Genomic DNA, 22,318 nt, shown 5'->3' on the forward strand with positions numbered 1-22,318 from the left:
CGCCCCGCACCATGGGGCACCCCGTCGTGGCACCCCTCCATGGCTACCGTATCCCGCCCTGTTCCGACCGTCGCGGCGCTGCCGCCCCGGCAGGCTGCCGCTCTGCAGCGTGCGCTGCATTACATCGATGAACACCTGTCACAGCCGATGCGGGTCACCGAGCTGGCTGACGCGGCCTGCGTGAGCCGCTTCCATCTGGTGCGGCTGTTCCGCACCGGAACCGGCGCGAGCCCACTGCGCTACGTGCGCCGCCGCCGTATCGAGCGTGCCCGCCAGCTGCTGCCCGTCGTGCAACTGCCGATGTCCTGCCTGGCGCAGCAGCTGGGCTTCTTCGACCAGAGCCATTTCGTCCGCAGCTTCCGCGCGGAGACCGGCTGCAGCCCCGGCCAGTACCTGGCGGGAGATGCAGCCCTGTCCCTTCCCCCTGCCCTTGTTCGCAACGGAGTCCATCCATGAGCCTCGCTACCGCAGTTCCTGCCAAAGGCCTGCTATCGCGCACCGATCACGCACTGGTCCTGATCGATTTCCAGTCGCAGATGGCATTTGCAACCCACACGATCGACATCTCGGCGCTGCGCAACAACGTCGCGCTGATCAGCAAGGGCGCGCAGGGTTTCAATGTGCCTGTGGTGCTGACCACGGTCGCGGAGACCTCGTTCTCCGGCCCGATGTTTCCGGAGCTGCCGGTGATCTTCCCCGGGCAGAAGGTGTTCGATCGTACCTCCATGAACACCTGGGAAGACCAGCCGGTGATCGATGAGATCAATCGCATCGGCAGGCGTCGCCTGGTGATGGCCGGGCTGTGGACCAGCGTGTGCATCGTGGGGCCTGCGCTGTCAGCGCTGGAGCAGGGTTTCCAGGTGTACGTGATCACCGACGCCTGCGGCGATGTCAGCGTGGAAGCACATGAGCGGGCGATCGCCCGCATGGTGCAGGCCGGTGCGGTGCCGATGACCAGCGTGCAGTACCTGCTGGAGCTGCAGCGCGACTGGGCGCGCGGCGAGACCTATGACCTGACCACCGGCATCGCCCGTGATCACGCGGGCGGTTACGGCATCGGCATCCAGTACGCCAAGACCATGTTCGGCGCCCAGGAAGGCGGGCACTGACCATGGATCCGGGGCTCGACCTGGCGCTGCTGATCCTGCGCGTGGCGGCGGGCGGCTTCCTGCTGCCCCACGCGCTGGGCAAGCTGTTCGGCTGGTTCGGTGGCCCTGGCCTGAGCGGTTTCGCGGCCGAACTGCGTGGCTTCGGCCTGCCGTCGGCGGCGCCTCTGCCATTGCTGCTGGCCGGGCTGCAGGTGCTGTCCGGAATGGCCGTACTGCTGGGCTGGCAGACACGCATCGCTGCGCTGGCCGCAGCGGCGTTCATCGGCTTCACCGTGCTGCTGGCCGTGCCCAAGGGCTGGTTCTGGATGCGCGCCGGCGCCGAGTACCCCCTGATGTGGACCCTCGTCTTGCTGGCCATCGCGCTGGCCGGGCCGGGAGCCTGGGCGCTGGACAGCCCCGTATTTCCCGGAGACATCGCATGAACCATGAGCCACTCGATCCCGGCCGCCGCAGCGTCGTACTGGGCACCGGCGCTGCCGTGGCGCTGGGCCTTGCCGGACAGGCCGGTGCCGCCCTCGATTCCGCCCCCAAGGAGCGCCGCATGCACACACTGGTCATCCGCAACGCCCGCATCACCACGCTCGATCCACACCGTCCGCATGCACGGGCGCTGGCCGTACAGGAAGGGCGCATCATCGCCGTAGGCAGCGATGAAGAGATCATGCGTGGTTGGGGAGCCGAAGCCACGCTCATCGACGCGCAGGGCAGGCGACTGGTGCCCGGCCTCAACGACAGTCACACCCACCTCATCCGTGGTGGCCTGAACTACAACCTGGAGCTGCGCTGGGACGGGCTGCGTTCGCTGGCCGATGCAATGGCCATGCTCAAGGCACAGGTCGATCGCACCCCGGCGCCGCAATGGGTGCGCGTGGTGGGGGGCTTCACCGCCGCGCAGTTCCACGAGAAGCGCCTGCCGACCCTGCAGGAGCTCAACCAGATCGCACCGGATACGCCGGTGTTCCTGCTGCACCTGTATGACCGCGCGCTGCTCAACGGGGCGGCGCTGCGTGCATGCGGCTACACCCGCGAAACGCCGGACCCGCCCGGTGGCCAGATCGTGCGCGATTCGCTGGGCAACCCCACCGGCCTGCTGCTGGCCAAGCCCAATGCGTTGATTCTGTATGCGACGCTGGCCAAGGGGCCACGCCTGCCGGTCGAATACCAGGCCAACTCCACCCGTCACTTCATGCGCGAGTTGAACCGGCTCGGCATCACCTCGGTGATCGATGCCGGGGGAGGCTTCCAGAACTATCCGGAGGACTACCAGGTCATCGAGCAGCTGCACCGCGACGACCAGCTGACCGTGCGTATCGCCTACAACCTGTTCACGCAGAACAAGGGCAAGGAAGTGGATGACTTCCGTGGCTGGAGTGAGATCCTGCAGCCCCGCCAGGGCGATGATCTGCTGCGCCACAACGGTGCCGGCGAAATGCTGGTGTTCTCGGCAGCGGACTTCGAGCTGTTCAGCGAACCACGCCCCGAGCTGCCGCCGGAGCTGGAGCCGGAGCTGCATGATGTGGTGAAGCTGCTGGTGCAGAAGCGCTGGCCGTTCCGCATCCACGCGACCTATGACGAGAGCATCGGCCGCATCCTCGATGTCTATGAGCAGGTCAACCGAGAAGTGCCTTTCGATGGACTGCACTGGTTCATCGATCACGCCGAGACCATCACCCCGCGCAATATCGAGCGGATCCGGGCACTGGGTGGAGGCATTGCGGTACAGCACCGCATGGCCTACCAGGGCGAAGCGTTCGTCGAACGCTATGGCGTGCAGGCGGCACGGCACACGCCGCCGGTGAAGCGCATGCTGGCCGAAGGCGTGCCGGTCGGCGCGGGCACCGACGCCACCCGCGTGGCCAGCTACAACCCCTGGGTCGCGCTGTCGTGGCTGGTCACCGGGCGCACCGTCGGCGGCCTGGCGCTGTATGGGGAGGAGAACCTGCTGGAGCGCGAGCAGGCCTTGCGCCTGTGGACGCAGGGCAGCGCATGGTTCTCCGGCGATGAAGCGGTGAAGGGCACCTTGAGGGAAGGCCAGTTGGCCGATTTCATCCTGCTCTCGGCCGATTTCTTCCGCGTCGAAGATGCCCGCATCGCCGACATCACCAGCGTGCTTACCGTGGTCGGTGGCCGCATCGTGCATGCCGGCGAAGACTATGCCGGACTGGCGCCGCAGCTGCCGCCGGCGATGCCGGACTGGTCGCCGGTCAACCGGTTCGGGGGGTATCACGTGGGCGGCGCGGCCACCGGCCTGGCGATGGCGCATCACCATCACCATGGTGCGGCCTGCAGGACCCACGGTGCACACGACCATGCCGCGCGCCACGCAGCACCCAGCAATGATCTGACCGCATTCTGGGGTGCGATGGGATGCTCGTGCTTCGCATTCTGAGCCTCGCCCTGCTGGCCGCGCCGTCCCTTGCGCTCGCCTGCGAGGGGGGCTACTGCAGCGATGCCGCTGATGGCACGTTGCAGTGGGATGCCTCGATGCGTCTGCGCGGCATGTACTACGACCCGACCCGCTTCGGTATCGGCGGCGGCGAGGATGGCTACGGCCTGCTTCGCGCATTGGCGTCGGCCACCTACGGTGAACGCGACTGGAAGGCGATGCTGCAGCTGGGCGTGCACGGCGAGCGTGGGAGGGCCGGTGGACCTGGCAGGACCGATCGGGGTGCGCTGGACGTGCAGCAGGCGTACTGGCGCTGGCAGCGCGGCGGCCTGCATGTGCAGCTCGGGCGGCAGGAGGCGGGCCATGGCAGCTCGCGCCTGCTGTCGGTGCGCGACGGGCCGAATATCCGCCTGGCCTTCGATGGTGCCAGGGTCGGATGGCAGGGCGGACTGGGCGTGCTGGAACTGATGGCACTGCGTCCGGTGGAGAACCGGCCGGGTGCGTTCGATGACCGTGGCGAACGCGGTGCGCATCTGTGGGGTGCCTATGCAACCACGGCGCCAGGCCAGGGTCCGGGCCAGTGGGACCTCTATCTGCTGGACTATCGCCGGGAGGACGCCCGCTTCGCGGCAGGCGCCGGCATCGAGCGCCGGCAGACTCTCGGGGCGCGCTGGTTCGGCCAGGCCGGATCGTTGGACTGGAACAGCGAGCTGGTCGTGCAGGGCGGTGAGCTGCGGACCACCAGCGAGCAGCTTGATATCCGCGCGTGGACGCTGGCCACCGATACCGGTTGGCGTTGGCCGCAACTGCCCTTGCAGCCACGGCTGGGACTGAAGGCCGACATCGCCAGTGGTGATGGCCGCCCGAACGACGCCCGGCTGGGCACCTTCAATGCCCTGTTCCCGAAATCGGCCTACTTCAGCGAAGCCAGCCTGCTGGCGCCGGCGAACCTGATGGACGTGCAGCCAACCCTCACACTGCGGTTGCACGAATCCGTCACCACTGAACTGGGCATGCAGATGGCCTGGAAGCACCGCCGCGCCGATGCGGTGTACACCACGCCCGCACCGCTGGTGGCGTTGCCCGGCGGCGCAGGCGGCGCGCGCAGGATCGGCCGCCAGTACAAATCCGAAACCCGCTGGCAGGCCAGTGCACACTGGCAGTGGCAGCTGCAGCTGGCCTGGGTCGATGCCGGTCCTGCGCTGACGCAGGCCGGTGGCCAGGACACGTTGTTCGCCTCGATCGTTGGAGCATGGCAATGGTGAATGCACGCACATCGCAACCTCCCGCACCGGCCGCAGGTGCCTGGTCCCCGCTGAAGATCCGCATGTTCCGCTCGATCTGGCTGGCGATCCTGGCCAGCAACATCGGTACGTGGGTCAATGACGTGGCCGCGGCCTGGGTGATGGCCGAACGCACAGGATCACCGTTGATGGTGGCCCTGGTGCAGTCAGCCACAACCGTACCGATCGTGCTGCTGGCACTGGCCGCAGGAACCCTGGCCGACATCGTCGATCGCCGCACGTACCTGCTGGCCACCCAGGGATGGATGCTGGCAGTGGCGGCCTTGATGGCGGTGCTGACCTCGCTCGGCATGCTGACGCCGCAGCTGCTGATGCTGCTCACGTTCTGCATGGGATGTGGCGCGGCGATGGCGATGCCGGCGCAGGCAGCGATCGTCTCCGAGCTGGTTCCGCAGCCGATGCTGCCGTCGGCAGTGGCGCTGAATTCGATCGGCATCAACATCGCCCGTTCGATCGGGCCTGCTGTCGGTGGCCTCATCGTCGCCCAGCTGGGAGCCGTGTGGGCCTTTGGCTTCAATGCCATCACCTTCGCTGCGATGCTGTTCGTGGTCTGGGGCTGGAAGCGTGACCCGAAGGCATCGAGCCTGCCGCCGGAAGGCTTCGGTGCCGGACTGAAGGCCGGACTACGCTATGCCAGCCGCGCCGGGCGTCTGCAGGCGGTGCTGATCAAATCGGTCGGCTTTTTCTTCTTCGCTGCGGCGATGAACGCATTGTTGCCGGTGGTGGTGCGAGGGCAGATGCATGGCGGTGCAGGGCAGTACGGCATGCTGCTGGGCTGCATCGGCATCGGCGCGGTTGCCGGGGCGCTGCTGCTGCCTAGATTGCGCGCACAGCTGGACCGCGATCTGCTGGTGTTGCTGGCGACGCTGGCGCTGGCACTGAGCCTGGTTGGACTGGCGCTGACCCGCAGCTGGTACCTGCTGCCGGTGGTGATGCTGGTGAACGGTTTTGCCTGGATCACGGTGCTGTCCTCGTTGCAGATCGCCGCACAGACGGCGGTTCCGGCGTGGGTGAGGGCACGAGCGCTGGCGCTGTACATCATGGTGTTCTCGGCAGGCATGGCCGCCGGCGGCCTATGCTGGGGCGCGCTGGCGCAGCGAACATCGCCGGAACTGGCGCTGCTGGTTGCGGCAGCAGGCGCGGTCATCGGCGGGCTGCTGGTGTGGAGGGTGCGAATCGCTGGCACCGAAGATCTCAACCTGCGCCCTGCGGGTCATTGGCCGGCGCCGGAACTGTCGGTGCCGGTCTCCAACGATCGCGGGCCGGTGCTGGTGACGATCGAATACCGCATCGATGCCGCTGACCGTGCATCGTTCCAGGCGCAGATGCGCGCGCTGGGCACGGTCCGGCGCCGCGACGGTGCGGTGGTGTGGGGCGTGGTCGAAGATGTGGCCAGCCCGGGCATCCATCTGGAGTATTTCGTGACCCCGTCCTGGCTGGAGCACCTGCGCCAGCACGAACGCATCACGGCCGACGACAAGGCGATCCAGGAAGTGCTGCGTGCCCTGCACCGTGGTGAACGCGCGCCGGTGGTACGTCATTTCGTCGGCGGGCATGACCCGTTGCCCACGGCGGTACCGCACCATCACAGCGATATCTGACAGGTAGCGCCGGGCAATGCCCGGCGGATGCTGGATACGTTCGCCGGGCAATACCCGTCGCTACCCCGCAGGAGCGGCGGCGCAGTGGGGCGCCGCCGCGGGACATCATTTGCGGGCGAACGCCAGCAGGTCGGCGTTGAAGCGATCGGCATGGGTGACGGTCAGGCCGTGCGGCGCGCCGGGGTAGACCGTCAGTTCGGCGTCCTTGATGATCTGCGAGGACAGCTTGGCCGACGCATCGAAGGGGACGATCTGGTCGTCGTCACCGTGCACGACCCATGCCGGCACGTCGATCTTCTGCAGATCTGCGGTGTAGTCGACTTCCGAGAATTCATGGATGCAGTCGTACTGGCCCTTCACACCGCCCAGCATGCCCTGCAGCCAGAACGAATCGCGCATGCCCTGGGTGACCGTGTTGCCGTCACGGTTGGCGCCGAAGAAGGGCGTGGCCAGGTCCTGGAAGAACTGCGAACGATCACCGCCGGTGCCCTTGCGGATGCCGTCGAAGACCTCCAGTGGCGTTCCGGCCGGGTTGCCCGCGGTCTTCAGCATCAGTGGCGGTACCGCACCGACCAGCACCACCTTCGCCACGCGCGCGCTGCCATGGCGGCCGATGTAGTGGGCCACCTCGCCACCACCGGTGGAGTGGCCGACCAGGATGGCGTCCTTCAGGTCCAATGCGTCGATCACCGCGGCCAGGTCGTCGGCGTAGGTGTCCATGTCGTTGCCGTCCCAGGTCTGGCTGGAACGACCGTGGCTGCGCCGGTCGTGGGCGATCACGCGGAAGCCGTTCTGGCCCATGAACAGCATCTGCGGGTCCCAGGCGTCTGAGGACAGTGGCCAGCCGTGCGCGAACACGACCGGTTGCCCGGTGCCCCAGTCCTTGTAGAAGATGCGGGCGCCGTCGTTGACGGTGATGTAGTTGCTCATTGCGGTTTCCTTGGCGGAAGGGAAGGACGGCGGCGGCGAAGGTGGCCGTCGCCTGTGGCAGTACAGCGCAGAGGCGATGCAGTGGCTTGCACGGCTGTGCTGGATGAGCACGGATGTGACGCGGATCGCTCTGGCGCGCGGCGCTCGTCGTACCGACCATGAGTGCTGGTCGTGGGAGGGGGTGAAGATGAGGACTCTGCCGGGATGGGGGCTGCTGGCCATGCTGCTGGCGACATCCGCAGCGGCGCAGACCCAGGTCTACAAGTGCACGGACGGCGGGCGTGCGCTGTACCAGCAGACGCCTTGCCAGGGGCAGGCGGAGTGGCGCTGGGAAGTGCCCGCCGAGCAGTCGCTGCCGCGCGGCAGTGCGCCGCCCACCGCCGAGGTGACCCCCACGGGTAACGGTGGACGCAGGCCGGTGCGGCGATCGGGCCGTGCACAGGGGGCGTTGATTCCGATCAGTGCGGATGCTGCGGCCTGTGCACGGGCGCGCAGGGTGCGCACGGAGGCGCTGGCGAGAACGCGCCGGGCGGATTTCGTCCAGCGCAGGCAGTGGGACGATGCCGTGTTCGAGGCCTGCCGCTGAAACGGGTCGCAATCAGGCCAAAAACGACAACGGCGCCGTTCGGCGCCGCTGTCGGGTTCTGTCGGGGGATTCAGCGAACGTCGCTGGCCGCTGCCGGCGCGGGTGTGCTGTCCGGCTTCGGCAGGCTCAATTCGGGGTTGCCCTGTTCGGCCTGCAGGATCTGGATGCGGCGCTGCAGGGCGTCCAGCTGGCTGTTGGTGCTCTGCACATCGGTGCTCAGGCTGACGGCCTGCTGCTGGGCCTGCTGCAGTGACGCGCTGACCTGGGCCGACTGCGCCTGCTGCTGCTCCATTTCCTGCTGCAGGGTACGCAGGCGCTCTTCGTTGTAGGCCACCAGGCGCTCGGTATAGCGCTTGCCGGCTTCCAGGCGGGTGGTATCGATGTAGACCTGCGCGAGCTGTTCGGTCTGCTGCACGAACGTGCGATAGACCCGCTCGGCGTTGTCGACGGCATCGGTCTTGATGACGCGCCAGAAGTTCTTTTCCTGGAACAGGGCGACGTAGTAGGTCAGGGTACTGGCATTGAAAAGCAGGCTGGCGCCGTAGTTGCCGTTGTACGTGGTACGCAGTTCGGTCAGCTGGCGTGCGTCCATCAACTGCTTGAGCTCGTCCACCGTGTTGCGTACCACGGGTGCGCTGCTGCGTACCGGTTCGGCTGCGGCTTCGCGGCTGCTGCGCGCCGCCAGTGCGGACGGTGCCGCCAGCAGCATGGCCACGGCCAGCAGTGCCGCGCCGCGCGCGTGGCGGGCGAAGACGGTGCCCCCTGAAGTTTCTCGCATGTCTGGACCATCCACGGATGAGTGTGGGTTGAGATGGAAGTGTTCCCCGCCCGGGAGTCTAGCATGCGCGGCGGCGGCGCCAAGGGCGCCGGCCCGGCTCAGAACACAAGCTGTGCGCCATTGCACTGGATGGACTGGACGTTGACATCGGTGCGGCCCAGCTCCAGCCCCAGCAGGCTGGCCAGGGTCGTGCTCAGCAGGGAGCCGACGGTGTTGAGCACCGGCTTGAGCGCGGCCAGCACCGGGTTCAGCACGGTGCACAGCACACCGCTGCAGGACACGTTGTTGCCGGGCGTGGTGACACCGCCGCCGGCCGCCGCGTCGAGGAAGCCGTCCGGGGCGGTCTGGATGTACGAGGCCAGATTGGTGCGGACGCAGCCGTTGTAGTCGATCAGGTTGCCCAGCAGGCTGTCGCAGCGGTTGATGAGCAGCCCGCCGACCAGTGAGCCGAGCAGCCCGTCGAGCAGACCCAGGCCCTGTCCCGTCACGGTGGCGCGGTAGCCTGCCCACACCGAGCCATCTTCCCAGCAGGTGCCCAGCCCGATCAGGCAGGGTTTGGGCACGCCCTTCTTGACCGTCCAGTTGCCCAGCGGTGCCAGGTTGCGCGACGGGTCGCCGTCGCGAAGCAGGGGAATGAGCTGGTCGACGTTGTAGCGGCCGCCCGAGGGGAACGCTGCCTGCAGGTAGCGGTCGGCCAGTGCCTTGGCCGTGTCGTTGGCATTCATGCCCTGTGCCGGCGAGCTCAGCATGCCCGACAGGACACGCAGCAGCTCGTTGACCAGGTGCGAGACCGCGTCACCGACGGCCAGGGGATTGATCCGGGTGGTGCCGGTCTGGCCGGCGGCCAGGGTCAGGCTCTGCGTGCCGGTCAGCGCCGGCAGGGTGATCTTGTCGTTGATCAGCGGCCGTCCCAGCAGTGTCAGCAGTTGTTCGTTCTGCAAGGTGGCGTCGCAGACATTGCTCTTGGAGAAACGGTCGGCGGCATTGACCTTGCCGACGCACGCGCGCAGTACCGAGGAGTCCACCTGGATGGTGGCGGTGGGCGGTGCCGCGCTGCACTGGATGCTGGTCAGTGTTCCCATCGCGTTGGCCACGTCCACATGCAATGGCAGGTGCAGGCGCGTGCCCAGCAGGTTGAGCAGTGGCCCCACCCCGAACAGGCGGTCGCTGTCGACGTCGACCATCAGCCGGACCTGTGCGTTGTAGGCCCGCGAACCGACACCGCCGATGGCGATCGACGGCGGTTCGACAACACCTGCCTTGATATCCATGCCGAGCAGGTTGAGGTTCGGCACCGCTACGCCATTGCCATCATTGGCGATGGAGATGGCTGCATTGACCAGGTCAAGCACGTTGATCTGCGACTGCAGCGCACTGCCCACCGTGCCGTCGGGAGAGATCACCTCGGCGAACAGTCCGCCGCCGCCGTTCTGGCTGCCCAGCGCGATATTCACCCGATTGATGTCAAGGCGGGTGGCCACCAGGTCGGACAGCGCACGCAGCTGCACGCCCGCGGTGGTGCTGCGGCCGACCACCGTGGCGGTGGCGTCCACCAGCCGTGCCAGTGAAACCTGGTTCAACGACAGCAGGCGATTGAAGTCGGCCACGCTGAGATTGGCGGTGACCGGAATGCCGAGCGCATTGAGCAGGCCTGACGGTGTGATGTTGGCCTGTGCCAGTCCGTCGTACGACAGCACCGTGGCGTTGGTGACGTCCAGCCCCACCAGGCGCAGAGTGCCCATCAAGGGCGAGTTGCCGTTCGTGCGCAGCAGCTGCGAACCCACCGCGAACACCGCCGTCGGTTCCGAGCGGCGTGCCACGGCCTGCACGGTGATGGTCGGCAGGCTCCCGTTCTGGCCGAAGAATGGCAGCACGCTGCGGGTCGCAACCACCCGCACCGCATTGCGCGGATTGCTGGCGTCGACCGTCTCGCTGAAGCGGTTGCCTCCGCGTGCGGCGCTCCAGTTGCCGCAGCGGACCTGCACCGTGCCCGGGAACTGGTTCTGCGTGAGTGCGCTCTGCCGCGCGGCGCTGTTGTCGCCGTTGTTCGATGTACACAGCTCAAGTCGCTGTGCACCTGCCAGCGCCGCCAGGTCCACGACCTTCTGCGCATCGCGCTTGGCCCAGAACAGGAAGCCGACCTCGATCAGACCCAGCATGGCCACCAGTGCCAGCATCACCAGCATCATGGTGACGGACATGCCGCCGCGCGGGCGGTGGAAACGGGGCTGGCGAGAGCGGTTCATGGCATGCCTCAGCGTCCGGAGTTGGAGGTGCTCTTGGAACTGCCGACATCCGTGTCGAAGAAGGCGGGGATGTCCTGCTCGAAACTCTTCAGGTAGCGCGCGTAGCTGGCGGTGGCCTGATCACCGAGGATCGGCAGCCGCGGGCCGGCCTGTTGCCCGGACGCCTGCAGCTGGAACAGCTGGCGCGTGGCATCACCGACCTCGTTGCGCCGCGGCGCAGCCGGTGCAGCGGCCACCCGGGCAGGAGGCGCGGGCGGCATCGCGGGGGGCGGCGCAGGCGCCGCGAGGTCGACGGTTGCCAGTGCTTCGGCCTGCTGCGGCGCGATGGCAGGGGCCGCTGCCGGGCTGCCTCCCAGCATCTGGCCGGTCAGCGGCGCCTGTGGCGCCTGTGCGTGGGCTCCCGTGGCAAGCAGGCAGCAGGTGACCGCAGGCAGCAGGCGTCGGATCAGGGTCATCGCGGTCATGGCGTGTTCTCGGTCGGGTGGTCGGACGTGCCGAAGCGCTCCAGCATCGACGGCGGCAGACGGGAGGGATCGCGATCGCGGGCGTCACGGCGTGTTTCGGCCGCCAGCCGGCTGCCGGCCGGGGCGGGGGCGGGGGCGCGGGATGGCACAGTGGCGATCCGTGCCGTGCTGCTGGCCGCCGATGCCTGGGCTTGGCGCTGCTGCAGCCGGCTGCGGATCTGCTGGGCCTGCTGCTGGATGCTGCGCCGGGTGTCTTCGTTGAGGTTGGCCTGCGCAGCCAGGCGTTCGGCCGTGGCGTTGTCGCCGCGCAGGACCGCCCACAGCGCCAGGTTGGCGGTCGCCTTGGCGTTGCCCGGTGACAGTTCCAGTGCTTTGGCCAGCGGCTCGCGGGCCTGATCGAAGCGGCCGGCACGCAGACGCGCATACCCCAGGTCACCCAGGTAATCGGTATTCAACGGCTGCAGCTGGGTGGCGCGGGCCAGCGACAGTTCGCTGCCGGCCTCGTCATCGCGATGCGCGGCGATCAGGCCCAGGCCATGTGCCGCGGCGGCGGCCTGCGGCCCGCTGCTGAGTTCGCGGTACAGCGCGGCCGCGGCGTCGGTCTGGCCGGTCTCGCGCAGTGCATTGGCCTGCAGCAGGCGCAGCGCCGGAGGATCGCCGTAGCGCTGGCGGAATGCATCCACATGCGCCAGCGAGGCGTACCAGGCCCCTTGCAGCTGCATGCGCTCGATCAGCTCAAGGTAGGCATTGCGGCTGTCCTGCGGCGCGGGCCCGGGCTCGGCCAGGGTGGGCGCGCGCAGGTACTTCGGGGTGGACGAGGCGCATCCCGCGACGGCAGTGGCAAGAGCAAACAACAGACAGGCGTGGCGCAGAGCAGGCATGACGGTCATCCCATGTTCGACAGGGTTTTGGCCAGCGCGACCAGCGCAGGCCCGGCCAGCACCAGCATCAGTGCAGGCAGCAGGGTCAGCATCATCACCACGGTCATCTTCACCGAGAGCTTGCCGACCTTCTCTTTCAGAGCATTGCGGCGCTGTTCGCGCAGCCGGATGCTGAACTGGCGCAGCGGCTCCTGCACCGCGCCGCCGTGGGCGTGCACCTGCAGGATCAACTGCACCAGGCTGGACAGGTCGTCATCGCCGTAGACATCGCTGAGCCGGCGCAGCGACTGGGCGCGAGTGCGTCCATGGGTGTAGGCGACGTTCGCCTCCTGGATCTCGCCACCGAGCACCGGCAGTGCGTCGCGCAGCTTGTCGCCCAGGGTCTGCAGGCTCTGATCCATGCTGAAGCCAACCCCCTGCAGCAGGCGCAGCAGGTCGATCAGCAGCGGCAACTCGTTGTTGACGGCGCGTCGCTGCCGTTTGACCCACGCGGCCAGCACGAACTTGGGCAGCAGCAGGCCGGCGGCGAGCGCGCCGACGATCACCATGATCCGGGCCAGGCCGGTGGCATCGCTCACGGCCAGGGTCAGCGCCAGCACCAGTACTGCCAGCAGAAGGCGCAGGCCCAGATAGATCGCCGTGCCGCGACGAGTGTTCCAGCCGGCCAGATCAAGCAGCAGGCGATCCTCGCCTGCCAGCAGTGCGGCTTCCAGGCGCCCGCCGCTGAGCGTCCGTCCGAAGCGCTCCAGCCAGCCCAGTGAATCCCTGCGGGCCGCGTCCTCGTCGGCGATCGGATCTCGTGGCTGCAATGCGGTCTTCAGCGTTGCCGCACTGCGGTCCTCGCGATGGCTGCGGACCCAGCCGCCCACACCGAGCAGGGCGACGCCGGCGGCCAGGACCAGCAGGGCAAGTGCGAACCAGGCAGTTGCGCTCATCGGAAACCTCCGCTGCGGATGCTCATAGCGACTTGGCCAGGCGATACAGCAGGAAACCACCGAGCAGTTCCAGGCCCAGGGCGATCAGCAGGATCTTGTGACCGAGCGGATCGTGCAGGACGGGCTGGAAGAACTCGGGGCTGGAGATCGCCATCAGTACGGCGCTGGCGGGCGGAAGCAGTCCCAGCACCCAGGCCGACATGCGGGTCTCGGACGTGGTGGCTGACAGCTCCTGCTGGGCCTGCTCCAGGTCGCGCATGAAATCGCCCATGCGCTGCAGGATCTGATCGGCGCGGCCGCCGATGCGGACGCTGACGCCCATCACCACGGCCAGCACCTTCAGCACCTCCATCCGATAGGGCTGCGCGGCGAGGTTCAGTGCGCGGTCCAGGTCCATGCCGCCCCGCGCGTATCGCACCGTGGTGTCCAGCAGCTCACGCAGCGGCGGCGTCGCCTGCTGCGACGCGACCTGGAAGGCCGACTGCAGGCTGTTGCCGAGCGCGGTCAGGCGGACCAGGTTGTCGAGGAAGTCCGGCAGCTGATGCAGCAGCTTGGCCTGCAACTTGGCGGTGCGGCGCATGATCCACAACCAGCAGCCCAGCAGGTACAGCAGCAGCGTCAGCGGCAGCATCCATGCCGTTCCCAGCCGCAGCATCGCGAACAGCGAGAGGGCCAGGCCGGGCATCAGCAGCATCAGCGGCACCTTCCAGCCGGTGGCGAGGCCCGCGCGTTGCAGCAGGCCATTCCAGGGCAGCGCGCGACGGCCAGCTGCTGCCGGCAGCGGCCGCGATCCATCGTTGGCCGCAGCCGCGTTGCTGCCTGGGCCCGCGCTGCCACGTGCCAGCTGCTGTTCGGCATGCTGCAAGGAGGCCTGCCGCTGTTCGCGGCTGTTGGCGGTGCCCCACAGCCATACCGCCAGCGCCAGCAGCACCGACACGATGCTCAATACGCCCAGCAGCAGGCCAGTCCCCATGTTCAGTAGTCTCCGTAGAGGGATTCGCGCAACAGTTGGCGGAACGGCTCGAGCTTGTGCGAGTGCGGCTGGAAGCCCAGCCCGATCCAGCGGTCGGTCTCCTTGCCACTGCCGTCGATCTGCACTTCGTGGCGGAACATCTCCTGGGTGGTGATCAGGTTGTCGCTGACGCCGGTGATCTCGGTGATCGATACCAGCACGCGCCGGCCACTGCCGAGGCGCGAGATCTGCACGATGAAATCGATCGCGCTGGCGATCTGCCGGCGCAGGCTGTCTTCGCTGCCCTGGAACCCGGCGAAGCCGGCCAGCATCTCGATGCGATAGAGACAGTCGCGTGGCGAGTTGGCATGGATGGTGGCCATCGAGCCGTCGTGGCCGGTGTTCATCGCCTGCAGCATCTCCAGCACTTCCGCGCCGCGCACCTCGCCGACCACGATGCGGTCGGGGCGCATGCGCAGGCTGTTGCGCACCAGGTCACGGATGCTGACGGCGCCCTGTCCCTCCGCACCACCGATGCGGCTCTCCAGGCGCACCACATGCGGATGATTGAGCGAGAGCTCGGCGGTGTCCTCGACGGTGATCACGCGCTCGGTGGGTGGCACGTAGCTGGCCAGGGCGTTCAGCAGCGAGGTCTTGCCCGAGCTGGTGCCGCCGGAGACCAGGATGTTGCAGCGACCCAGCACCATCGCCTTCAGCAGCGCCTGCATCGGCGCATCGAAGGTGCCCTTGGCCAGCAGTTCATCGGGCGTGAACGGGTCCTTGCGGAACTTGCGGATGGAGACCATCGGTCCGTCCACCGCCAGCGGCGAGATGATCGCATTGAGGCGGCCGCCGTTGGGCAGGCGCGCATCCACCATCGGGTTGGAGTCGTCCAGGCGCCGGCCAAGTGGCGCGAGGATGCGGCGCAGGATGCGCAGCAGATGGGTGTCGTCGGTGAAGCGCTGGGTTGCGCGCTTGAGCTGTCCGCCCTGCGAGACATGCACATCCTTGAAGCCATTGATCAAGATGTCTTCGATGGTGGGATCATGCAGCAGGTCGTCCAGCGGGCCGAAGCCGGTCAGCTCCTTGACCAGGCCCTCGGCCACCACCTGCATCTCCTCTTCATTGATCGGGATGCGCCACTCCTGGATGAAACCCACGGTCTGCACCTGCACCCAGCGCGCGATCGTGTCCGGTGCCCAGGAATCGATATCGATGCGCTCGTCCTCGATGCTGTTGAGCAGGTGCTCATGCGCCGCGGACAGCACCTTCTGGTACTGCTCGGTCTCTGCGAACGGCAGATTGCCCGCAACGTGGTCAGGCACGGTGTGGCGGGCGACGGCGTGCGGAAACGGGGTTACTTTGTCTTCCATTGCGATCCACCCAGGGCAAGGGCAAGTCTTTCCCGCAGGCCGTGCGTCTGGACCGGGCATGCAGCCGGATCCAGGCGTTGGACGAGCGGGGCGAGGGCACGCAGGTACGGATCACGCGGCGCGTCCTGCAGCAGCAGGTGGCCGTGGCTGGCGGAGGCACGTACGCGTGGTCGTTCGGGGAGCGTGGCCAGCAGTGGAAGCTCGAACCGTCGGGCGATCTGCTCCGGGCTCATGCCGCTGCTGTCGTCATGGCGGTTGATCACCAGTTGCAGGCGCTTCTCCCGTTCGCGCTGGCCGGACAGATGCTTGAGCGCATGGTCAAGCGAGACCAGGGTGGCGATCGAAGCGTCCGCGACCAGCCAGATCTCGTCGGCCTGGTCCAGCAGCAGCGGTGGCAGTTGACGCAGCGGGCAGCCGCCGGCGTCGCACAGCACGCTGGCAAACACGCCGCGCAGCCGCTGCAGCAGGGCGCCCGGGTCGGACGGTGGCAGCGCATCGCTGCCGCTGGCGCGGTCGAGCAGGACCAGTCCGCTGTCATGGCGCGCCATCGCAGTGCGCGCCAGGGTGGCGTCGATGCGGCTGGCATTGCGCAGTGCGTCTTCGTAGTGGAAGCGGCTGTCCAGATTGAGGTAGAGCGCCAGGTCGCCCGCCGGCTGCGCCAGTTCCAGCAGCAGACCGTCCTGGGTGCTGGCCTCGCCCTGCGCCAATGCATGGGTCTGCTGTGCAAGCACGGCCAGATGCGCGGCCAGTGTGCTGGTGCCGACCCCGGCACGTACGCCCAGCAGCAGGATCAACCGCGCCTTGTGCGGCTGGTGTGCGGCAGCGGCGGGCCGGGGCGAGAGCGCGCGGCGCAGCGCGGCCTCGATGCCGGTGTTGTCGCTGTCCAGGTCGAGCACATCGCGCAGGCCGGCGCGCAGCGCCATCACCACGCCTTCGACCTGCCCGGCACTGGTGGCGCCAACGGCGACCAGCGCAAGGTCCGGCTGGGTCTGCTGCAGCTGCTGCGCCAGCACGGTCGAGGCGGCGGCGTGCTCGGGGCGGAAGTCGAGCAGTACCAGATTCTGCGGACCGCGTTGCAGGTCCTGCGCGGATGTCGGCTCACCGCTGTCCTGCCAGTGCAGGGTGGTGGCAGGCGGCAGCTTGGCCGCCAGCCGCGGCAGCAGTTCGCGATCCATCCCGTACAGGACCAGGTTCATCGGCGGTCCTTGCGGATGCAGCGGCTGGGCAGTGGCGTAGGGCATGGGCGTGGTATCGCAGGCATCATGGATTCAACGTGAGAAACCGGGCACCGGGTCTTGGCTGACCGGACCCAGCAGCCAGGAACCCCACTCAGGCAGGTTGGGCCGGGCCTCGCGCTCGCCTGGCAGTGCCAGCTCGGCATTGCGGGCGAGGGGCTGCACCAGCCGTGGCGTGACGATGATCACCAGTTCCTTGTCCTGGCGCTTGTAGTCAAAATCGCGGAAGAACGAGCCGATGATCGGCAGGTCGCCCAGCAGCGGGATCTTGTTCACCGTGGAGGCGACCGTCGAGCTGACGAGACCGCCGATCACGAAGCTCTCGCCATCGCCCAGTTCCACCGTGGTATCGGCACGGCGGGTGCTGATCGACGGAATCTGCACACCGTTGAGGGAAATGGCGTTGGTGTAGTCGAGGTCGCTGGCTTCCGGCGCCACCTTCAGGGCGATGCGGTTGGGCGCGAGCACGGTCGGGGTGACGGTCAGGCCGATGCCGAACGGCTTGTAGGTGATGGTGGTGGTCCCCAGGCCCTGGGGTTCGAGGATCGGCAGTTCACCACCGGCGAGGAAGCTGGCGCTCTGGCCGGACAGCGCGACCAGGGTCGGCTCGGCCAGCACCCGGGCCATGCCATTGGACTGCAGCAGATCGAGGTCCGCATTCCACAGGCCCTTCGTCGAGCCGAACACCAGGCGGAAGGCCGACGAGATGGGCGATTCCGATTCGTTGCTCGAATTGCCCTCCTGCATGCCGGGCAGCACGCCGGTGTTGCCCGGCAGGATGCCGCCCGGACGAGCGAAGCCATAGGCAAAACCGCCGTTGCGGTTCTGGAAGCTGATGCCGACCTGTTTCAGCGCGGTCTTGTTGAACTCGACCACCTTCACCTCGACCTGGACCACACCGCCGCTGGCGATGGTGGAGGCATCGGCCAGCTGGCCATCCTTGCCCAACGCCATCGCGGCCGCCTTCTGTTCCTGCATGTGCGAGAGCGCACTGTCGGTGCTTCCCTGCAGCAGGCCCTGCTGGTCCTGCTGGGTGAACACCAGGCCGCTGGAACCCGCATCGGCCGCCCCCTGCACCGCGCTCTGCACGCGGACCTGCACGCGCTGTGGCTCCGACTGCTTGCGGTGCCACAGCAGCAGGGTGGTGGTGCCGGGGGCCTTGCCGACCAGCAGCGCCTGGCGCTGGCCTCGCAGCATCACGATATCGGCGACGCCCGGATCGGCGATGGCCACCCGTTCCAGGTCCGCGGGCAGTGTCCATGGCCGCTGTTCGCGGGCCTGCAGCACCAGGTCGTCAGCAGCCACGCTGGTCGCAGGCGCCAGCAGCACCAGCAGCAGAGCGAGCCAGCGCTGGCGGGAGGAGGGGCGTGGACTCTGGCGACGTTCGGTCATGGAAGCTCTCGGTGCAGGTCAAAGGGAGCCGCGGGGCGCAGAACCATCGCCGCGGATGATCTCGATTCCGGATGCGCGCGGTGCGCTGCGGCGGGCGGCGGGGGGCTGTGCCGGGGCGTCGTTCACCGTGCGTGCGCGTGCGTTGCTGCGACCGGCCAGGGCATCGCCATCGATGCCGGCGAAGGCGTGGTTCTCGGGGCGCTGCAACGCCAGCTGCTGTTCCGCGTCCAGGCCACGCAGCGGGTCGATCACACCCCGCGCCTGCGGGAACAGGGCCAGGTCGGGCTGGCCGGCGTCGGCGGGATTGCGCAGCGCGAGGTAGAGCTTGCCCTGCTGCGCGCCCAGCAGCAGCCGGTTGGCATCGGCCACCGGCACCGCCAGCACGGCGCTGCGGGCCGGCTGGGCTGCGTCACCGCTACTGCCGCCACCGCTGCTGGCGTTGCTGGTGATATCCGCCGCGCGCGGGTCTGCACGGTTGCTGGTATCGGCGCTGGCATTCGTGCTGCCCGTGTTCGGGGCGATGTCCTGCTGGCCATAACTGAGCACGCGCAGGCGCGACAGCAGAAGGCGGGTCTGTGCGGCGTCGGGTGCCGCGTTGTAGCTGGCAGGTTCGCTGCGCAGGTTGAGGAACACATCGACGAAATCGCCCGGCAGGATACGGTTGCCGGCACCGACCAGTTCATCCACCGGCACCGCCAGTGCACGCTCGCCGGGCCGCAGCTGCAGCGAGAAGCCCTGGGCCAGCACTGCGTCGCTGATGGTGCTGCCTTCGGCGATGTCCTGCACCGGCACCTTGCCGACCACGGCGGCCAGGTCGGCGGCGGCGCCCGGCACCGCCGCGCTTCGACGGGCCAGGCGCACGCCATTGGCAGTGATCGGTTCACCGGCCGGCAGCCGGGCGATGGCCTCGACCACCGTAATGGCCTGTGCGTCGGCGTGAACGACCGGAGCCGCGCTTTCCGTCGAAGGGGCGGGCCTGCGGCCGATCACGAATGCGATCAGCGCCAGCAGCACCGCGAGTGCGATCAGAGCGATGGCGGCGATGCGGGTCAACTTGAGCATGGAACCGTCTCCTGTACCGTCAGTTGCCGGAGCCGAGGTCGAGCTGGGCGACCGCGACGCTGCGGATGGGGGCCCGCATCACCCAGCCGTAAAGCGTGGCGGTGCCGGGGAAGAAAGGGTGGGCGGCGTAGTCGTAGCGGACGGTGACCGTCATGCACTGCGCGGTCGCCATGCCCGCGCAGGGTGCCTGCGCCGAGACCTGGATCGGACCGGTGCCGCCGGCGCTGCAGTCGGGGTTCTGCCTGGAGAACTGCAGCAGCCATTGCATCGACTGGCGTGCTGCGACGCACGCGGCGGTGCGTCGTTCGTTGGCGGTTCCGAAGCGCAGCGATGCGCGCGCGCCTTCGGCAGCAGCCGTTGCAAGCGTCTGCTGGGCAGCCATGATCAGCACGCCGGAAAAAGTGAACAGCAGCAGCGGCACCAGGCCGAGGATCATCATCAGCGCGTATTCGACGGCAACCACGCCACGCTGGCGCCGCGGACCGAGGGTGTTCATGCGAGACCTCCGTAGGTCGTGGCCAGGAGCCAGCCGATCGCCGCCAATGCGAGGTAGGCCGCATAGGGAATGCCGCGGCGCCCCTGGCGGGCAGCCTCCATTCCGCGCAATGCGGGGTGTGTCTGCCATTGCTCGCTGGCGCGCGATACCTGCAGCTGCACGCGCATCGGCAGGTGCATGCCCAGCTGACGCCCGAGCAGGATCGCCACTGCGTGGGCGCCGGCGGCAAGGCTGGCCACTACCCATATCGGCAGCAAGGCATGCCATCCCAGCAGCAGGCCGAGCACGGCAAAGAATTTCACGTCGCCTGCGCCCATCCAGCGTAGTGCGTAGAAGGGCAGGAGCGCGAGCAAGCCGGCAACGGCACCGAGCAGGTGCGCCGGCCATGGCAGTCGTGGCTCACCAAATTGCCCGGCGACGAGCAGAGGTATTGCGAGTGCGCACGCAGCCAGCAGCCAGGCATTGGGCACCCGGCGGGCATACAGATCGCTGATCGCGATCCGCAGGCACACACCGATGGCCAATAGTCCCAGCAGTGTCATCGCACTCCCCTTCGTCCGTCACTGGACCGTCTGCAACCGCATCCCGGCCTGCGGCCACCGTGGTCGCGGATGGCGCGACCAGCGGTGGTGCGTCCGCAGGTCGCTCAGGTGGTTGCTTCGGTGGCGATTGCCGAAAGGCGGGTGAACAGCGTGGTGAAGAATTCCGTGATCTGGGTGCGGCCCACGGCAATCAGGATGCCGGCGATCACAGCGGCCAGCAGCCCGTACTCGAGTGCGGTCACGCCATCTTCTTCTTTCAGGAACTTGCGGATGGAAGCGTTCATGACGGTTGTCTCCCTCTACCTGTCAATGGCAACAAGACACCTGCATCGGCCGGTTGCCCGACTCCGTCGGGACCGTCCATGGACCTCTGCCATCCTGGCGGAGGTGGCAATGCGGGACTGTCCCGCATCGCTAAAGCAGGGTGATCTCCGCCAGGGAGTGCAGCGACCGCGCATGTGCGACCGCGCGGCACCAGGCCGGTGGTCGCAACGTCATCGAGCAGCGCGTGCATCGTCATGCTGTCCCCTGGGTGTGACCGCATCGGAGCGGTTCGATCACCGTGATACCGACTTTGCCTGAATGGCGGCCGGGCGCAACCGGAACCTATATGCAAATTCGGCAGGAATCTCTTATTCCTGATAATCGGTTGCTTATTCTGTGATGAAGCGCCGCTCCCAGGCGTAACGATTCATCGTGATGTTAATAATGTGACCCGGGTTAACGCATGCGAGAATCGTGCCACTGGCGCCCACATTTCCTTCACGCCGGGCGCGGGTTGCTGTATTCCCGTGCGACCTGTTTACCTGCGTGGATTATCGGGCATACTCGTATTCAAGGTTTGGTACTTTCAAGGTGGAGCCGGCCAGTGGCCGCATCCATCACGGCAACGGATGATGCTCTTGGAAACCGCGCGCACCTGTAGGGCAGTGGGGGTTGCGGCGGGCAGCTGACCAACGGGGGACGACACTGTCATGGTTGATGGTGGGGTGGTTGACAGCGACGACGGCGAGCTCCGGTCGATCGACCTGGCCACGCTGAGCGGTGTGCTTCGCGTATGCGATGTGGAACTGTTGCTGCTCGACGGCAATGGTCCGCGCGCGGCGTTCGCTTCGCGCGTGCATGAGGAAGCCCTGTTCTGCAGCATCAGCTGCGGATTCCATTGCCGTGGCCGCTTCATGCTGCCGCCGGACTGGGCGATGCTGGGGTATCTGCAGGCCACCGACGAGGCGGTGAGCTGGTGCCATGGCGTACCGCTGGCGGCCGGGATGGCGTTGACCGTGCTTCCCGAAGGCATCAGTGAATTCACCCTCAGCCCCGGTACCCGCTTGACCCTGATGCTGGTGCCGGTATCCCGCGTGCAGCGCAAGCTGACCGAACTGAGCCTGCGCAGCACACCGCCGGCGGGACAGGCGCTCTCGCTGTTCAATCTGTCCGGTGATGATGCCCCGCTGGCGCTGCATTACCAGCAGCTGCACCAGCAGCTGGGGCAGGGTGCCAGCCTGCAGCCGGAGGAAACCGAGCGGCTGCTGCATGAGCACATCCAGGCCCTGCTGGGTGCCGGTGCCGTCGATCGCCCGGGGTGCAGCCGCGCACGGCGTACGCATTACCTGATCGCCCAGCGCGCCGAGAATTTCATGCGGCTCAACCTGCGTCGCAATATATACATGAATGAAATCTGCGACGCCGCCGGTGTCAGCGAGCGTGGCCTGCGCTATGCATTTGAAGATCTGTTCGGTACGTCGCCCAACCGTTATCTGTCCATGCTGCGCCTGTGTGCAGCCTGCCGCAGCCTATCGATGGCCGACTCCAGCAGGCGTTCTGTCAAGGCGATCGCGCTGAGCTGTGGCCTGTGGGATCTCTCCCGCTTTGCCGACAATTACCGGAAGGTGTTCGGTGAACTTCCGCGGGATACCCTGATGCGTGCACCCGCGCAGTTGGGCCAACCGGCCTGAGTCTTGCCCCACAGGGGCTTTCACGGCATTGCTGCCGGTTTTGCATATCCGGCTGCCGAATCCGGCCGTGGATTTGCCGGATTGCGCGATT

22 protein-coding genes are annotated in these 22,318 nt (G+C 67.6%); 8 read left to right on the forward strand and 14 right to left on the reverse strand.

The features are described 5' to 3' along the window. The first annotated feature begins 39 nt into the window (after positions 1-39). From ABE543_RS00215 to ABE543_RS00240, 6 genes are all read left to right on the forward strand, one after another. Positions 40-456, forward strand: coding sequence for an AraC family transcriptional regulator (locus ABE543_RS00215; RefSeq protein ID WP_065175261.1), 417 nt, complete (start codon positions 40-42; stop codon positions 454-456). Next, entirely contained in the window at positions 453-1,109 is a 657-nt protein-coding gene (locus ABE543_RS00220; RefSeq protein ID WP_346475092.1) for a hydrolase, read from the forward strand. The genes ABE543_RS00215 and ABE543_RS00220 overlap by 4 nt, the downstream gene beginning before the upstream one ends. 2 nt (positions 1,110-1,111) lie before the next feature. Further along, the gene (locus tag ABE543_RS00225; protein ID WP_065182957.1) at positions 1,112-1,531 is read left to right on the forward strand and encodes a DoxX family protein; all 420 of its coding nucleotides are present in this window, start codon (positions 1,112-1,114) and stop codon (positions 1,529-1,531) included. 119 nt (positions 1,532-1,650) lie between these two features. Beyond that, positions 1,651-3,498 (forward strand): amidohydrolase, encoded by a 1,848-nt coding sequence (locus ABE543_RS00230; RefSeq protein WP_277381795.1) that lies wholly within the window; start codon positions 1,651-1,653, stop codon positions 3,496-3,498. Further along, complete coding sequence (locus ABE543_RS00235) at positions 3,477-4,760, forward strand: alginate export family protein (RefSeq protein ID WP_346475093.1); 1,284 nt, start codon at positions 3,477-3,479, stop codon at positions 4,758-4,760. The genes ABE543_RS00230 and ABE543_RS00235 overlap by 22 nt, the downstream gene beginning before the upstream one ends. Continuing rightward, positions 4,754-6,400: an MFS transporter gene (locus ABE543_RS00240; protein WP_346475094.1), complete on the forward strand. Its 1,647-nt coding sequence runs from the start codon at positions 4,754-4,756 to the stop codon at positions 6,398-6,400. The genes ABE543_RS00235 and ABE543_RS00240 overlap by 7 nt, the downstream gene beginning before the upstream one ends. A gap of 105 nt (positions 6,401-6,505) precedes the next feature. Here ABE543_RS00240 and ABE543_RS00245 read toward each other — a convergent pair whose 3' ends face one another. Continuing rightward, a complete protein-coding gene (locus tag ABE543_RS00245) occupies positions 6,506-7,330 on the reverse strand; it encodes an alpha/beta hydrolase (RefSeq protein ID WP_065175255.1) in 825 nt (274 codons plus the stop codon). Between the two features lie 187 nt (positions 7,331-7,517). Between ABE543_RS00245 and ABE543_RS00250 the strand changes: the two genes are divergently transcribed. After that, on the forward strand, positions 7,518-7,916 hold the full coding sequence (locus ABE543_RS00250) for a DUF4124 domain-containing protein (RefSeq protein WP_155760168.1): 399 nt from the start codon (positions 7,518-7,520) through the stop codon (positions 7,914-7,916). 70 nt (positions 7,917-7,986) lie between these two features. Here ABE543_RS00250 and ABE543_RS00255 read toward each other — a convergent pair whose 3' ends face one another. The 13 genes from ABE543_RS00255 to ABE543_RS00315 form a co-directional block, all read right to left on the reverse strand. Beyond that, on the reverse strand, positions 7,987-8,694 hold the full coding sequence (locus ABE543_RS00255; RefSeq protein ID WP_065175254.1) for a DUF2968 domain-containing protein: 708 nt from the start codon (positions 8,692-8,694) through the stop codon (positions 7,987-7,989). Between the two features lie 98 nt (positions 8,695-8,792). Further along, positions 8,793-10,940 carry a TadG family pilus assembly protein gene (locus ABE543_RS00260; protein ID WP_346475095.1) on the reverse strand — a complete coding sequence of 716 codons (2,148 nt, stop codon included), beginning with the start codon at positions 10,938-10,940 and terminating at the stop codon, positions 8,793-8,795. 8 nt (positions 10,941-10,948) lie between these two features. Continuing rightward, positions 10,949-11,404, reverse strand: coding sequence for a DUF3613 domain-containing protein (locus tag ABE543_RS00265; protein ID WP_065182949.1), 456 nt, complete (start codon positions 11,402-11,404; stop codon positions 10,949-10,951). Beyond that, positions 11,401-12,285 (reverse strand): Flp pilus assembly protein TadD, encoded by an 885-nt coding sequence (locus tag ABE543_RS00270; protein WP_322522644.1) that lies wholly within the window; start codon positions 12,283-12,285, stop codon positions 11,401-11,403. Before ABE543_RS00270 ends, ABE543_RS00265 begins: the two co-directional genes overlap by 4 nt. Before the next feature lie 5 nt (positions 12,286-12,290). Beyond that, on the reverse strand, positions 12,291-13,220 hold the full coding sequence (locus ABE543_RS00275) for a type II secretion system F family protein (RefSeq protein ID WP_346475096.1): 930 nt from the start codon (positions 13,218-13,220) through the stop codon (positions 12,291-12,293). A 22-nt stretch (positions 13,221-13,242) separates the two neighbouring features. Further along, positions 13,243-14,193 carry a type II secretion system F family protein gene (locus ABE543_RS00280; protein WP_346475097.1) on the reverse strand — a complete coding sequence of 317 codons (951 nt, stop codon included), beginning with the start codon at positions 14,191-14,193 and terminating at the stop codon, positions 13,243-13,245. 2 nt (positions 14,194-14,195) lie between these two features. After that, on the reverse strand, positions 14,196-15,545 hold the full coding sequence (locus tag ABE543_RS00285) for a CpaF family protein (RefSeq protein ID WP_065182946.1): 1,350 nt from the start codon (positions 15,543-15,545) through the stop codon (positions 14,196-14,198). Beyond that, positions 15,530-16,786, reverse strand: a complete 1,257-nt coding sequence (locus tag ABE543_RS00290) for a fimbrial protein (RefSeq protein ID WP_065175248.1) — start codon at positions 16,784-16,786, stop codon at positions 15,530-15,532. The genes ABE543_RS00285 and ABE543_RS00290 overlap by 16 nt, the downstream gene beginning before the upstream one ends. Before the next feature lie 27 nt (positions 16,787-16,813). Continuing rightward, positions 16,814-18,172, reverse strand: coding sequence for a type II and III secretion system protein family protein (locus ABE543_RS00295; protein ID WP_111185926.1), 1,359 nt, complete (start codon positions 18,170-18,172; stop codon positions 16,814-16,816). A gap of 18 nt (positions 18,173-18,190) precedes the next feature. Continuing rightward, a complete protein-coding gene (gene cpaB, locus ABE543_RS00300; RefSeq protein WP_164152538.1) occupies positions 18,191-19,234 on the reverse strand; it encodes a Flp pilus assembly protein CpaB in 1,044 nt (347 codons plus the stop codon). Between the two features lie 19 nt (positions 19,235-19,253). Next, positions 19,254-19,730, reverse strand: coding sequence for a TadE/TadG family type IV pilus assembly protein (locus tag ABE543_RS00305; protein WP_111185924.1), 477 nt, complete (start codon positions 19,728-19,730; stop codon positions 19,254-19,256). Continuing rightward, entirely contained in the window at positions 19,727-20,272 is a 546-nt protein-coding gene (locus ABE543_RS00310) for a prepilin peptidase (RefSeq protein ID WP_065182942.1), read from the reverse strand. Before ABE543_RS00310 ends, ABE543_RS00305 begins: the two co-directional genes overlap by 4 nt. Before the next feature lie 104 nt (positions 20,273-20,376). Further along, entirely contained in the window at positions 20,377-20,556 is a 180-nt protein-coding gene (locus ABE543_RS00315; protein WP_065175243.1) for a Flp family type IVb pilin, read from the reverse strand. 690 nt (positions 20,557-21,246) lie between these two features. Between ABE543_RS00315 and ABE543_RS00320 the strand changes: the two genes are divergently transcribed. Further along, positions 21,247-22,227: a helix-turn-helix domain-containing protein gene (locus tag ABE543_RS00320; protein WP_065175242.1), complete on the forward strand. Its 981-nt coding sequence runs from the start codon at positions 21,247-21,249 to the stop codon at positions 22,225-22,227. Positions 22,228-22,318: the final 91 nt, after the last annotated feature.

It is taken from the genome of Stenotrophomonas sp. TWI169 (assembly GCF_039674705.1).
GTDB lineage: Bacteria > Pseudomonadota > Gammaproteobacteria > Xanthomonadales > Xanthomonadaceae > Stenotrophomonas > Stenotrophomonas maltophilia_P.

Coding starts and splice junctions, on each gene's coding strand:
- ABE543_RS00215 (WP_065175261.1), top strand. CDS start 40: ATGGCTACCGTATCCCGCCCTGTTCCGACCGTCGCGGCGCTGCCGCCC.
- ABE543_RS00220 (WP_346475092.1), top strand. CDS start 453: ATGAGCCTCGCTACCGCAGTTCCTGCCAAAGGCCTGCTATCGCGCACC.
- ABE543_RS00225 (WP_065182957.1), top strand. CDS start 1,112: ATGGATCCGGGGCTCGACCTGGCGCTGCTGATCCTGCGCGTGGCGGCG.
- ABE543_RS00230 (WP_277381795.1), top strand. CDS start 1,651: ATGCACACACTGGTCATCCGCAACGCCCGCATCACCACGCTCGATCCA.
- ABE543_RS00235 (WP_346475093.1), top strand. CDS start 3,477: ATGCTCGTGCTTCGCATTCTGAGCCTCGCCCTGCTGGCCGCGCCGTCC.
- ABE543_RS00240 (WP_346475094.1), top strand. CDS start 4,754: ATGGTGAATGCACGCACATCGCAACCTCCCGCACCGGCCGCAGGTGCC.
- ABE543_RS00245 (WP_065175255.1), bottom strand. CDS start 7,330: ATGAGCAACTACATCACCGTCAACGACGGCGCCCGCATCTTCTACAAG.
- ABE543_RS00250 (WP_155760168.1), top strand. CDS start 7,518: ATGAGGACTCTGCCGGGATGGGGGCTGCTGGCCATGCTGCTGGCGACA.
- ABE543_RS00255 (WP_065175254.1), bottom strand. CDS start 8,694: ATGCGAGAAACTTCAGGGGGCACCGTCTTCGCCCGCCACGCGCGCGGC.
- ABE543_RS00260 (WP_346475095.1), bottom strand. CDS start 10,940: ATGAACCGCTCTCGCCAGCCCCGTTTCCACCGCCCGCGCGGCGGCATG.
- ABE543_RS00265 (WP_065182949.1), bottom strand. CDS start 11,404: ATGACCGCGATGACCCTGATCCGACGCCTGCTGCCTGCGGTCACCTGC.
- ABE543_RS00270 (WP_322522644.1), bottom strand. CDS start 12,285: ATGCCTGCTCTGCGCCACGCCTGTCTGTTGTTTGCTCTTGCCACTGCC.
- ABE543_RS00275 (WP_346475096.1), bottom strand. CDS start 13,220: ATGAGCGCAACTGCCTGGTTCGCACTTGCCCTGCTGGTCCTGGCCGCC.
- ABE543_RS00280 (WP_346475097.1), bottom strand. CDS start 14,193: ATGGGGACTGGCCTGCTGCTGGGCGTATTGAGCATCGTGTCGGTGCTG.
- ABE543_RS00285 (WP_065182946.1), bottom strand. CDS start 15,545: ATGGAAGACAAAGTAACCCCGTTTCCGCACGCCGTCGCCCGCCACACC.
- ABE543_RS00290 (WP_065175248.1), bottom strand. CDS start 16,786: ATGCCCTACGCCACTGCCCAGCCGCTGCATCCGCAAGGACCGCCGATG.
- ABE543_RS00295 (WP_111185926.1), bottom strand. CDS start 18,172: ATGACCGAACGTCGCCAGAGTCCACGCCCCTCCTCCCGCCAGCGCTGG.
- cpaB (WP_164152538.1), bottom strand. CDS start 19,234: ATGCTCAAGTTGACCCGCATCGCCGCCATCGCTCTGATCGCACTCGCG.
- ABE543_RS00305 (WP_111185924.1), bottom strand. CDS start 19,730: ATGAACACCCTCGGTCCGCGGCGCCAGCGTGGCGTGGTTGCCGTCGAA.
- ABE543_RS00310 (WP_065182942.1), bottom strand. CDS start 20,272: ATGACACTGCTGGGACTATTGGCCATCGGTGTGTGCCTGCGGATCGCG.
- ABE543_RS00315 (WP_065175243.1), bottom strand. CDS start 20,556: ATGAACGCTTCCATCCGCAAGTTCCTGAAAGAAGAAGATGGCGTGACC.
- ABE543_RS00320 (WP_065175242.1), top strand. CDS start 21,247: ATGGTTGATGGTGGGGTGGTTGACAGCGACGACGGCGAGCTCCGGTCG.